Source organism: Thalassotalea sp. G2M2-11 (assembly GCF_017168195.1).
Classification (GTDB): domain Bacteria; phylum Pseudomonadota; class Gammaproteobacteria; order Enterobacterales; family Alteromonadaceae; genus Thalassotalea_E.
Genome location: NZ_JADNYL010000001.1, coordinates 573,067 through 586,680, shown reverse-complemented (window position 1 = coordinate 586,680; position 13,614 = coordinate 573,067). Strand labels below are relative to the sequence as shown.

Here is a 13,614-nt window from a genome sequence, read left to right as displayed (position 1 = left end):
GATTAACTGGTTTGACATGCAATTGGCTATTTAAAAGAAAAATGCCCTTGTAATAAGGGCATTTTAGCTTAATCGCATTAATCGAGTGCAATGTTTGCCTTACCAATAATTGCTAGCTTGGGCTTACCCTCTTGGGTAAAAATAAAACTCGCCGCCTGCCCGCGCTGTGGTACTTCAGGCATCGATTGCCGTTTTTTTGTGATAACTGGTAAATCAGTTTCAATTGTCAGCAAGCTCTGTTTATCAACAAAATAGTTATAGCCTTTTTGTAGCAACTGTTTATAGGTTGTATCGGTCAATGTTAGCGGCTTAGTGACTGTATATGCCTTAGGAGCTAACAGCTGATAATCACTCATATCGACAGTCATATACGCAACGCCATGGCTGATATCACCAATTTCAGACACTTTCCCCTGATTAAAATCTCGCCCTAAATAAATCGACATATCAATCAGATAATCATTATTGACTGTGACATTTTTCAGCAGTAAATCAACTAAACCTCGGCTCTTATTCATTGGGATCGCATCATGCTTAGCCAAGCTCTCATTTTCATAACGCTTATCCTTGATAATATCGATAGATTGCACCAAAGACATAAAAGTTAACCAACGGGCAACCTGCCGGTGAGGATCATCATGATGACCACCCGATTCAATTAACGTGGTTGCGATGCCTTTACTTGAGAACAAGTCGCCAAAGGCGCGATACGAGTATGTATCGTCATAACGACCCACATGATTAGGATAAAGTTGTTGAATAGATTCATTGATCAAACCAATCAGTTGCATGGCACTTTTTCGGCTGCCACTGATATCTTTTGCATCATTAAATGCTGGGGCTAATACCGAGATGGTTGCTGGGTTTTCTGTTGTTCCGACACTATAAAAACGTCCTTGATCGTGTAAATTAAAACCAAATTCAGGTTTAATTTGATCCGCTAACTGATTCAACATCCGCCCTTCAGGAGTTTGTAGTCGTTTGGCATCACGATTGATATCTATACCCTGCGCATTAAAACGCTGCCTTAATTTGGCACCGTCAGGATTCACCATAGGTACCATATGAATGGTTAATTGCTCTTTCCAGCGGTTAAACCAAGCTTGATTCTCTGGCGCATCAATATAGTTAATAAAATCAAATAAACTGCCCGTTGCGGTCGGTTCATCGCCATGCATTTGCGACCACATAAATACCTTTCTCGGACCATTACCCACCGTGATGTGATAAATCGGTTTCCCTAAATAACTGGTACCGGCTTTAACCACAGTAAAACGCTTGTTTTGCTTAAGCTTTTCTATCAAGGGGTAAATATCATTGGGGTAGATGGTCGGCTTGTCTAAGTTAGCTTGCTGAATGTTCAGGTACTGCTGTTTTAGTTGTGCAAGTGAATCAGCATTGCCAATCGCGGCATAACTGCTGAAATTTATCAGTAACAAGCAAAATAAAAAATGAGTAAAACGTAAGCATCGGATCATTGCCTAAACCTATAAATAAAAATTATTTCCTCACATTTAAGCATAAACATGATATAAATAAAATATTCCAAACAAAATAACATTTAAACAATAATTATTCCTTAGCAATACTATTTGGATAAGTTAGAGGAGATGAGATGATGAAAAACTTGAAAATAATACTCTTTGCTGCGTTATCGTTACCATTGATCAGTTGTGCCTCGGTAGTAAAAAATAAAGTCAATTCTCCATATTATCCAATCACCGTTGATTTGATTACGGTGTCAAGCTCCTATGATGAAACTAAAGTAGCGCCACTGAAAAAGAACTTAGAATCTTTAGGTATGACAGTAAAAACCCGTTATTTTGATCAGACCGTTTCAGATCTTGGCTATGTCAACCTAGACGATAACCGTATCCAGTCATTTCTCAATGCACTTAAAGCGCCCGACAGTGATGTTGTTTGGTTTATTCGTGGTGGTGCAGGCGCCCTCAATTTATTACCGGCACTAGAAAAACACAAAACAGAGCTGAGTGACCTGCCCACTAAACCCATCATAGGTTACAGTGATGTGACTGCCATCCACCATTTTCTTAACAACAGCTTAGGGTGGCCATCCGTGCATGGTATTGTCGCTGCCTACAACCACGAAGTTGATGAGTTAAACAACCTGAAACCAAAGCATGCACCTGAAAAAGGGGATAGTAGCAATGGCCGTGAAACCATAGCTGACTTACATCAGGCACTATTTAACGGCGTGCACTATAAGCGATTACTCCCCCTTAATGAGGCGGCCAAACATGGTGTTGAAGGAGAGCTTAGAGGAGGCAACTTAACCTTATTCCAAGCAACAATGGGCACTCGATATCAAGCCGACCTGAGTGGAAAAATTCTCGTGCTAGAAGATGTAAATGAGGGCTATCGTAAAATCGACAGAGTATTACATCAACTCGAATATGCCGATAATTTAAATGCCGCAGGCGTTATTTTTGGACAGTTTCACCCCCTTGACGCTAATGATGCAGAGCGCTTAATCTATAAAGCGGTACTTGAGAACTATGCTGAGCGCGTGTCAATTCCTGTTTATTATTATCCTTATATTGGCCATGGCTTATATAACAAACCGATCTTTTTTGGCAAGAAAGCCACGCTTTCATGTGAAGGAAAAAATTACTGTCAGTTACAACAAGATAAGTTAATCGATACAAAAGGCCGCTCATGATTAAACCTATATTAATAATTTGTCATTTAGTGTTACTTCTTGGGTGTAGCAGCACCATTGAGATCGTCAAAAAGCCGGTGATCTTTAATCAAGAGCGAGAGCAACTGTCGTTGCAATATTTAAAAGAACGCCATGGCATAACGACAGATAAAGCGGTCATAGATCCTAAAATGATCGTAGTGCATTACACAGTTGTGCCCACCTTGGAAGGTACAATGCGAGCGTTCAATCAACCGACTCTCGCTAGCTCACGCACTGCAATAACAGGTGCCAGTTCACTCAATGTTTCATCGCAGTTTGTTGTTGACAGAGATGGGACGATTTACCAAATATTACCGGAAGAGACCACCTTTGCTCGACATGTTATTGGGCTCAATTATTGCGCCTTTGGCATTGAAAATGTTGGTGGTAATAAAGATACCCCGTTAACCGATGCGCAGCTAGCAGCCAATATTAAGTTAATTACTTATTTGAAGAAAAAATATCCGCAAGTCGATTACTTAATTGGTCATCAAGAATACGATAAGTTTGAAGATCATCCTTTATTTAAAGAAGCAGATGCTAATTACCGTACCAAAAAGAGCGATCCTGGCGAAACCTTTATGCGTCATTTACGCGCTCAGTTGAGTGAACTGCAGTTAAAAGGACCAGAGTAAATATCAAAATAAAAAGGATCGCTAGAAAGCAGCGATCCTTTTTATTACTCACATCTATCTATTCACTGTTGAGACAAGAAGTCTTCATGCATCGGCATTTTATTCACTGTACGTTGCACAAGTGTTTTCAGATTATCCATTAAGTCTGTGATTTGTTCTGAACTCAGTGAGTCGACCAGTGGGTGATGGTCTTTCGGAATAAGTCCTTGCCCGATCATCACTTGTTGCCAAGCAATTTCAGTAAACAGTTCATCTTGCTCACGGAAAATTTTACCACTTTGTTCAAAGAGTGCCATTTTCTGAGTTAAGGTGTCGGGGACATCCATACGTTGGCATGCCCGCCAAAAATCACTGTCATCACGCTGTGTTTGCTTGTAGTGCAAAATAATAAAGTCGCGCATCCGCTCAGACTCTATTTGTGATTGGCGGTTAAATTCCTGCACTTCTTCATCTTTAATACCCAAATGCGGGAAAAACTTTAACAAGCGAGTGGCTGCCGTTTGGATCAAATGAATATTAGTGGACTCTAACGGTTCAAAAAAACCACTCGATAAGCCTATGGCGACCACATTCTTATTCCACTGCTTCCGTCGTCGCCCAGTTTTAAAAGGAATGGTTCTAGGCTCACCAATTTGCTCACCGTCAAGGCTCGATAACAACAAATCTTTGGCTTGCTCATCACTCATGTGTTTACTCGAGTACACTACACCATTGCCAGTGCGATGTTGTAATGGAATGCGCCAACGCCAGCCCGCATCATGCGCAATTGAGCGTGTATAAGGTACAATAGGTTTCACCGATTCACAGGCAACAGCCATTGCACGATCACAAGGCAGCCAGTGCGACCAGTCATCAAAGCCTGTCGATAAAGTTTGCTCAATTAATAATGCTTTTAAGCCAGTACAATCAACGAATAAATCACCACAAACGCTACGATCGCCTTCTAGTTGCAAGCGGGTGACATAGCCATTATTTTTATCAACCTCGACATTTTCCACGATACCTTCAACCCGAGTAACACCGAGTTTTTCGCTGAAATCACGTAAAAACTTGGCGTAAAGGCCAGCATCAAAATGATAAGCGTACTCAATGCCCGGTAAGTTCGTCCCTTCAATATGAGATAACTTGGCAAATTTACTTGCTTTTGACGCTTGGTAATTCAATGAAAAGTCACCAAACTCTGATCCATAACCTAGCTGTTGGCTTTTTACCCAGAAGTGGTAAAAGTCACAGAATGGGAAGTTTTTGCCGATACCACCAAAAGCGTGCATGTATTTATCGCCCTGTTGCTTCCAGTTTTCAAATTCAATACCAAGTTTTAATGTGCCTTTCGTTGCTTTTAGAAACGCTTTTTCATCAATACCTAAGGCATTATTAAAAGGAATGATCGGTGGAATGGTCGCTTCACCTACCCCGATAATGCCAATTTTATCAGATTCTACTAAGGTAATATTGATTGACTTACCTAACACTTTCACCATCAAAGCGGCAGTGATCCAGCCAGCAGTACCACCACCGACAATAACCACGTTTTCAATTTTACTATCCACAAGTCACCTGTATTTTATCTGCAACGCTATCTATCAATAATGTCGCTTAGCTGCTGATTTAACAAATTATTTCATGCGCTATCTAAGAATTATTACTTTTATAAAAATGACACAAATATAAAAATCTGCGCCTACGTCATATCCTATCAGTTGTATCTTCGCGAAATAATACTGCTGTCATTTCGATTTACGATCACCAAGGATGGTGAAAATGTCGAAAACTCATGGAGCATTTTTCGACCATACATCCTGTATATCGCCGCTCCGGCGCCTCGACGTATAGGAAATACTAATGCCGTGAAGGCATGGATGCCTAGGAACGGTCATGCGCCCGCGTCATACGATCACCAAGGATGGTGAAAATGTCGAAAACGCATGGAGCATTTTTCGACCATACTTCCTGTATATAAAAAGCCCCTGCATAGGCAAGGGCTTAGTTATTACTTACATTGAGCAATAATCACTCACTACATTTTGTAGCTAAAGCCTAGTAAGTAAGTACTACCGTAATCTTGGTAATCACGCACTTGTAAAGCATTATCGCCTTGTAATGAAGTAAATGGTTCTTCCGTTAAGTTCTGCGCTTGGAAGAAGATAGATAAACCTTCTAAACCTTCAACGCCTGCTTCACCAAAGTCATAACCAATTTGAGCATCAATAATAGTTTCACCTAAAATATCCACTTGGTTAGTTGAGAAACCTAAACCGTACACATCGCCTTTAAAGTCATCACGCTTACGCACGCTGGCACGCGCTTGGAAGCCATCCTTTTCATAATAGAATGTTAAGCTTTGGATGCTATCTGACAATCCAGGTAACTGGTATTCATTACCATTTGGATCTTCTAAGTCAGAATCAACAGAGGTATGGCTGGCAATCAAACCAAAACCATCTAAGCTCTCATCAATCATTTTGAATGGGAAGGCTAAAGATAATTCATAGCCCCATAAAGTACCTTCACCACCATTCACTTTACCGTAGCCAGTACCTGAAGAGTTTGCTGGTACTTCACCTGTTGCCGGATCAGCAACACCTGTCATATCAACTGCATAAGTACCATCAAAAATCCATTCACTTAAGTCTTTATGAAATAACGCTACTGAGAAATACCCTTCATCGCTAAAGTAATTTTCATAAGAAAGATCAATACCTATGGCTTCTTTCGGCTCTAAGCCAACGTTACCACCACTGACGCTCCAGTAATTACCATTTTCATCTGGCTGTTGGTTATATGAAGCATTTACAGAGGCATTCATTTCATCTAAACGGGCACGAGAAATAGTTTTTGCCGCACCAAAACGAAGTGTTTGTTGGTCGTCCAATCTAAATGATAAGTTAATGCTAGGTAATAAGTGCGAATAGTCATGGCTGATATTCGTCGGCGAATTTACCACTAAACCATCAACAGTATTAAAAGCGTTACCTTGTGAAGATTGATCAGATTCGACATAACGCAAACCTACATTACCTGTTACTGGCACACCACCAATCTCAGCATCAATATTCGCTTGAACAAAGGCAGACAGAACTTCTTCTTTAACTGTCCATGACTTAGTTGCATGACTAGGATTAGTTAAACTTTCTGCTAATAAATCATAATAACCATCGTTAATCAGACCATTGGTATCATAAGCGATCATATCGCCCATACCGATAAAGTCTAAATTAGCCGTACCTTCACGGTACTCTTCTGGCACAACTAACATGCCTGGATTATTTGGATAATTAAACGATGACAAGGTCATAAAGTAGCCTTCAGAAGCCTTAGTTTTCTCACGCTCACGGTAAGAAACACCAAATTTAACTGAAGAAATAACATCACTTTCAATATCATGTGAAGCAGCAAGTTTTAATGCCGTTAATTCATCATCAATGCTAGGCGCGTTAATAAAACCATCTTGTAATTGGTTTTCGTATTCAGTACCGACTACGCCATATTTTTGATTAAGCGCAGAGCTCCAGCCCCAAGACAAAGGACCACCAAGTTGAATTAAATTGTAATCGCTGTAATCCAATTGATGTGAGAAAGTTGCACCAGTATTACCACCATCAAATTGGTAGCCTAAGTTATCAGCAGCGCCGCGTGAATCACCTCGGCCAGTACCTGAATAGCTTTCAATACTCCAGATATCACGTTCTACTTGAGAATAGCTGGCATCAAACTCTAATTGCCACGTATCTGCTAAGTCATATTGCGCATTAAAACCTAATGAAGTTAACTCCGCCTTTCGCTCTTCATAGTCATTACGGACAACCACACGTTGGCCTTCGGTAATAGCACTGGTGACAAAGCCTGATTCAGCATCAATAGTGGCATTTTCAGCAGAAATAGAGCCTTGACCCCAAGCAAATGGCACTTCGATACCACGTAAAATTTTCTCATCAGAAAAATCGACGTATAAAGCATCAAATGTTAGGTGTAATTTATCACTAGGCACAGCTTCAACCACTAACATGGCTGAATCACGCTCTAAGGTTGATGAGCGAACAAATGGTTTTGCGCCACCTAAAATAGATCCCTCAGAGCCATCAGGGTAAGTAAAAGTTGGGTAACCCCAGGCGTTCCAACGTTTTTCTTGGTTAGGAGAGCTCATACCTGTATAAGCAAATGCTACACCGATAGTATCATCAGCAAACTTATCCATATAAGAGAAGGTTCCACGGAAACCGTTATCATTACCGTCAGGATTTAACTTGTTAAAGCTCGTCTGCTCAAATTGACCGTTAAATTGCAACACGCGCTCTTCTTTGGCAAGTGGTTTAACGGTTTGCATATCAATAATACCAGCAATACCTTCGGCTTCTAAGCTAGCACTAGGTGTTTTATAAACCGTTACGCCACTCATGATCTCTGAGGGGTACAAGTCAAATTCAACACCACGGTTGTCACTAATCGATACTTGTTCACGACCATTGAAAGTGGTACCACTTTCATTTTCACCAAAGCCACGAATACTTACACGGCTTGCACGACCATCTAGACGTTGTGCTGTTAGACCAGGTAAACGAGCAATTGATTCAGCAATGGATGAATCCGGCAACTTACCGATATCTTCCGCAGAAATTGACTCAACTACTTCGGACGAATAACGCTTTGTATTGATTGACTCAACAATACTGCCACGAAAGCCTGTCACTTCAATAACTTCTACGTCTTCCGCTTTTTTCTTTGTCTCTTTTGTTTGTTCTTCATAGGCATATGAAGAAGCACTTACTGCCAATAAACCTGTCGACAATATCGCTAATGTTAACTTGTTCGGTTTAAACTTAACCATGTGTGATCTCTCCCCCAAACATCCGTGTAAATTATTTTATGTTTCAGCGTTCCAAACGACTGACTGTAATAACTATGTATTTCATGTGTATGTGTTACCCACTTCAAAGGTGGATGACATTAATATAGAGAGGTAAGCAACCGAAAAATACATTATGCATACGTATTCAAACTCGCATTTGTCATGCATACGTATTCAACACTGCTTACTTTTTACAAAATCAGCCTAAGCCTTATCAAGCGCTAAGCCCGATGAAACATATAGTTACATCTATTAAAAATAGACTAACATTGATAAAAATAAGCATTTTTTCTAAAAGAAGCCAAGCTTTGAATACGTATGCAAGGACTGAGCGATGCTTCTTATTCAACAAATTGCCACGTAAATTAAGTGAAATTAGGGCGTGTTGATCTTTCAAGTTTGTTTTTGCAGCAGTTTGTTGGAAATTTATACAAGGCAGTGCTTTTGATGTGTGGTTGTTCCACATGATAAAGCACTAACATAGTAGAAATGACAACAAACGCTGCCTGAAAGGTTCGGTTAAAAGCGTTTTACTCTTTGTTGTGAGGAGATTTACTTAGATGACTAAGCGTCATTCCTCACGCCGCGATTAAAACACTTTTATTTCAAACAAAAATCAAACAGCAAAGATCAACACGCCCTAACAACAAATAACAAAATTATTATTACAGGATGCAACCATGCGACAGATTGTCTACCTTATTTTACTGCTATGTGGCGCTTGTCAGTCTCAATCTTCTGACGACCAGCAAGCATCATCAGGCACGCCAAAGAGCTCTCCGATCCGCTTAGCTGCAGCTCACTGGGTTGCACCACAAACTCTATTAATTGATAAACAATATAGTCAGCAACCCGTCCGCCTGATTAATTCACTTGATAGTCTAACGGCAACAAAAGAATTTACGTTAACACCAGTCACTATGCCTGCTGCAATCGCCAATAAATATCCTCATCTCAGTGCATTTAACAGTTATCGTCTTGAGCTAGAAAACACTCAAATCAAACAATTACTCAAGCAACCTTTGGTTATCATCAGTGGCGAGAAAAACAGCTCAAATGAAAAAGGCACACGAGTGCAAACCGCACTTTTACTTGATGCCCTTTATGCTGCTGGCAGTAATGATGCCAATGAAATAACAGATTTTGGCGCCCAACTTGATGGCGAACAAACACAGTTTAAACTCTGGGCGCCAACCGCACGTTCGGTCAAGGTATTGCTTTTTGAACAAGATAAACAGCCACTGACACCAGCCAGTATAGTCATGGAAGAAGACGAAGCAACAGGCGTATGGTCGGCGACTAGCAGTAATGACTTAACGGGGATGTATTATCAGTATGAAGTTGAAATTTACCACAGCTCAAGTGAGCAAGTAGAAACCATCATTACAACCGACCCTTATTCCTTAAGCTTGTCAACCAACAGTAAGTACTCGCAAATTGTCAACCTTAATCACTCAGACACTATGCCAAAAGGTTGGCTAGACCAACAAGATAACAGTGTTAATCATCCAGAAGATAATATTTTCTATGAAACCCATATTCGTGACTTCAGTGCCTTTGAACACGCATTAAGCAATGAAAAGCACCGAGGAAAATACCTTGCCTTTACCGAACAAAATAGCCAAGGGATTAAACACCTCAATGCACTAAGAGATGCTGGCATCAATAGTATTCATTTACTGCCTACCTTTGATATTGGCACCATCAATGAAGATGAAAGTCAGGTGGTTAATATTAATCATACCCTTGAAACGGCATGTCAACGCAGTCAATTAGCTGCTGTTTGTGACTTGGCGACAGATAAAAGCCAAACCATCGCCAGCTATTTAGCTGCATTACCCACAGACAGTGAGCAACAACAAGCACTCGTTTCAGCATTACGTAGCATAGACAGTTACAACTGGGGTTATGATCCTTTCCATTATACTGTGCCTGAAGGAAGCTATGCGGTTAACCCTGAAGGGATGAACCGAATTGTCGAATTTCGCGCTATGGTGCAAGCATTACACAACCTAGGATTTCGCGTCATCATGGACGTGGTCTACAATCACACGCATCAAGCTGCATTAGAGCCAACAGCCGTGCTTGATAAAATTGTCCCCAATTATTACCAGCGTTTAGATACCATCACAGGTGAAATTGCTCAATCGACTTGTTGTGATAATACCGCAACCGAACATGCCATGATGGAAAAGCTAATGATTGATTCATTAGTGGTCTGGGCCAGAGACTATAAAATTGATGGTTTTCGCTTTGACTTAATGGCGCACCAACCCAAAGCCGCCATGCTATTAGCAAGGCAAGCGGTACAAGCGGTTGATCCAGATACTTACTTTTATGGTGAAGGGTGGAATTTTGGCGAAGTGGCTAATAATCAACGTTTTGTCCAAGCCAGTCAATTAGAGCTGAGCGGCACAGAAATAGGCACTTTTACCGATAGATTACGTGATGCCGTTCGTGGTGGGGCATTTAATGCTCAAGGCAGTGATATTCGTAAAAGCCAAGGAATAGGCAACGGCCTAGCCACGATACCGAATGAACTACAAACCAGTGATGCGCAGCATAAGTACTACCAACTCGCGGATCAACTTCGCATTGGTTTAACTGGCAACCTTGCCAATTACCCATTAGTTACCGCCTCTGATGATACCTCATTAGGTAAAGAAATTAGCTACGGGGGGCAACCAACGGGCTATGCCTTAGATCCAGCGGATACCATCAATTATGTCTCCAAGCATGATAATCAAACCCTATGGGATAATAACCAATACCGGATTGCCTACCATCTAAGCACAGCACAACGCGTAAGAATGCAATTACAAAGTCTATCTTATGTATTATTTGCGCAAGGTATTCCTTTTATTCACATGGGCAGTGAGTTATTACGCTCGAAAGGGTTTTTACGCGATTCATACGACTACGGCGACTGGTTTAATAAAGTCGATTTTAGCCAGCAAAGTAATAACTACAATATTGGCTTGCCACCAGCAGAGAAAGACCAGCAAAACTGGCAAATGATCCGAGAAATACTATCAAACAACGCGGGCAAAGATCTGGTTTCGGCGCAAGACATTGCCTTTAGCTCTGCGGTGTTTCTAGATCAAATCAAACTGCGAATGTCTTCACCATTATTTCGTTTAACTAATGAAAACGAGATATTAAAACGGGTGAAATTTCATAATACCGGCAGTAAACAAACCTTAGGCTTGATTGTGATGAGTATCGAGGGTGATGAGCAGTCACCATCACTGATGGTGATTTTTAATAGTGCAGAGAACAGTCAACACTTTGCCTTTACTGACGCAAAACAATATCAACTTCACCCTGTTTTACAACAAGGGGCAGACCCTCTAGTAAAAACAAGTAGTGCAACGGACAGCGGTTTTACTGTGCCTGGTTTAACCACTGCTGTCTTTATTAAACAATAGGAAAATAATCATGCGAAATATCAATACTTTTCTCACCTTCCTAGTTTGTTTTTGCCTGTTTAGCGCTAGCGCAAATAGTCATGCTCAACAATTTAATATTGACCACCTAGAACCGCTTTCTTGGTGGACCGGCATGCAATCAAAACAATTACAATTAATGGTGCATGGACAAGAAATAGCCCAGTTAACGCCTAAAATAGATAACAAAGCGATTACCATTACCCAGGTACACCAAGTAGAAAATAGCAATTATTTATTTATCGACTTAACGCTTGCTGACTCACTACAACCAGGTAGTTACCCTATTGATTTTTACAAACAAAATCAGAAAGTGTTAACCGTTAATTATACTATACATGCGCGCAATAAACTCTCTCAGGCAACGCAGTCCTTTAGTGCCAAAGATGTGATTTATTTAGTCACTCCCGATCGCTTTGCTAATGGTGATACCACTAATGATACGGTAAAAGGCTTACAGCAAGGACTGAATAGAACGGCAAAAGGCGGACGACACGGCGGTGATATTCAAGGCATTATCAACCATTTAGATTACATTGCCGAGATGGGGTTTACGCAGATTTGGACGAACCCTATGATCGAAAATGATCAAGCAGACCATTCATATCATGGCTATTCAGCGACCGATTTTTATCAAATCGATAAACGCTTTGGCAGCAACGAGCTGTATAAAGCATTATCGCAACAGGCTCAACAACTAGGCATAGGCCTGATTAAAGATATGGTGTTAAATCATATCGGTTCAAATCATTGGTGGATGCAAGACTTACCAACGAAAGACTGGTTAAATTTTCAAAATACCTTAGGCAACAAAGATGCGTTTGTCGGCACCCATCATAAACGTGAAAGCTTGCATGACCCTCACGCGGTCTCACAAGATAAAGCCCAGTTCAGTGACGGTTGGTTTGTACCTAGCATGCCAGATTTAAATCAACGTAATCAGTATGTTAGTACTTACTTAATTCAAAATACCCTATGGTGGATTGAATATGCCAACTTATCGGGTATTCGTGTAGATACCTACTCTTATTCAGATCGTCAGTTTTTAACTCAGTGGAGTCGAGCAATCACTGAACAATACCCAAATATCAATATGGTGGGAGAAGAATGGACAACTAATCCTGCGTTGGTTTCATATTGGCAGCGAGGAAAATCTAATCATGATGGCTACGTCTCTTATTTACCCAGTGTGATGGACTTTCCGCTGCAACAAGCATTAATTGATGGCTTAACCAAGCAAGAAAGCTGGAATACCGGCTTAAATCAGTTGTATCAAGTGCTAGCCAATGACTTTTTATATGCCGCGCCATATAACTTAGTGACTTTTACCGATAATCACGACATGAGCCGTGTATTTACCCAACTTAATGAAGATGTGGCGCTTTATAAAATGGCCATGAGCATCTTGTTAACCACACGTGGGATCCCGCAACTCTTTTATGGTACTGAAATTGGTATGACTAATCGTGGTACAGATGATCACGGCATTATTCGTAGTGATTTTCCCGGTGGTTGGGCCAATGACAGCAGCAATGTTTTTACTCAACAGAAGTTGAGTCCACAACAAAAATCATTACTGACATTTAATAAAAAGTTATTAAATTGGCGCAAAACAGCAACTGCCGTTCATCAGGGTAAACTCGTTCATTACGCGCCACAAAATGGGGTTTATGTCTATGGTCGTTTACTGCCAAACACAAGTGCAGGAAATCATGTGTTGGTCATCGTCAATAAAAATGATAAACCGCTAACCATCACGCCGCAACAATACCCTGAGCTCACGGGTAAAGGACAAACACTCATCGATGTCATGACACAAAAAAGCTATGCCATAAACAAAGTGCTCACGGTCAAAAAGCGCAGCGTCACCATTTTTGAAGTCGCGCAAAATGAGAAATAATCGTTGAATAAAATGCTGAATACGTATGCAGGTAGCTGTAATTTACTGCCGCTACTTTTATGCTGTAGAAATCTAGGAACACCTCA

The 13,614-nt window shown here is 40.7% G+C and carries 8 protein-coding genes; 5 read left to right on the top strand and 3 right to left on the bottom strand.

The features are described from left to right. Nucleotides 1-77: 77 nt before the first annotated feature. A complete protein-coding gene (locus IV514_RS02540) occupies nucleotides 78-1,478 on the bottom strand; it encodes a M14 metallopeptidase family protein (RefSeq protein ID WP_206483330.1) in 1,401 nt (466 codons plus the stop codon). A gap of 137 nt (nucleotides 1,479-1,615) precedes the next feature. Between IV514_RS02540 and IV514_RS02535 the strand changes: the two genes are divergently transcribed. Both IV514_RS02535 and IV514_RS02530 read left to right on the top strand, forming a co-directional pair. Beyond that, nucleotides 1,616-2,680, top strand: a complete 1,065-nt coding sequence (locus IV514_RS02535) for an LD-carboxypeptidase (protein WP_206483329.1) — start codon at nucleotides 1,616-1,618, stop codon at nucleotides 2,678-2,680. Continuing rightward, the gene (locus IV514_RS02530; RefSeq protein WP_206483328.1) at nucleotides 2,677-3,336 is read left to right on the top strand and encodes a peptidoglycan recognition family protein; all 660 of its coding nucleotides are present in this window, start codon (nucleotides 2,677-2,679) and stop codon (nucleotides 3,334-3,336) included. Before IV514_RS02535 ends, IV514_RS02530 begins: the two co-directional genes overlap by 4 nt. Before the next feature lie 62 nt (nucleotides 3,337-3,398). Here the strand turns inward: IV514_RS02530 and IV514_RS02525 are convergent, their stop codons facing one another. Then, entirely contained in the window at nucleotides 3,399-4,886 is a 1,488-nt protein-coding gene (locus IV514_RS02525; protein WP_206483327.1) for a tryptophan halogenase family protein, read from the bottom strand. 325 nt (nucleotides 4,887-5,211) lie between these two features. Between IV514_RS02525 and IV514_RS17580 the strand changes: the two genes are divergently transcribed. Beyond that, on the top strand, nucleotides 5,212-5,346 hold the full coding sequence (locus IV514_RS17580; RefSeq protein ID WP_277601481.1) for a hypothetical protein: 135 nt from the start codon (nucleotides 5,212-5,214) through the stop codon (nucleotides 5,344-5,346). A gap of 7 nt (nucleotides 5,347-5,353) precedes the next feature. On the opposite strand, the gene IV514_RS02520 is transcribed toward IV514_RS17580, so the two are convergent. Then, nucleotides 5,354-8,161, bottom strand: a complete 2,808-nt coding sequence (locus IV514_RS02520) for a TonB-dependent receptor (protein WP_206483326.1) — start codon at nucleotides 8,159-8,161, stop codon at nucleotides 5,354-5,356. A 701-nt stretch (nucleotides 8,162-8,862) separates the two neighbouring features. Here IV514_RS02520 and pulA point away from each other — a divergent pair. Continuing rightward, nucleotides 8,863-11,610: a pullulanase-type alpha-1,6-glucosidase gene (gene pulA, locus IV514_RS02515; protein WP_206483325.1), complete on the top strand. Its 2,748-nt coding sequence runs from the start codon at nucleotides 8,863-8,865 to the stop codon at nucleotides 11,608-11,610. A gap of 10 nt (nucleotides 11,611-11,620) precedes the next feature. Then, entirely contained in the window at nucleotides 11,621-13,528 is a 1,908-nt protein-coding gene (locus IV514_RS02510) for a glycoside hydrolase family 13 protein (RefSeq protein WP_206483324.1), read from the top strand. The last annotated feature ends 86 nt before the right edge of the window (nucleotides 13,529-13,614 follow it).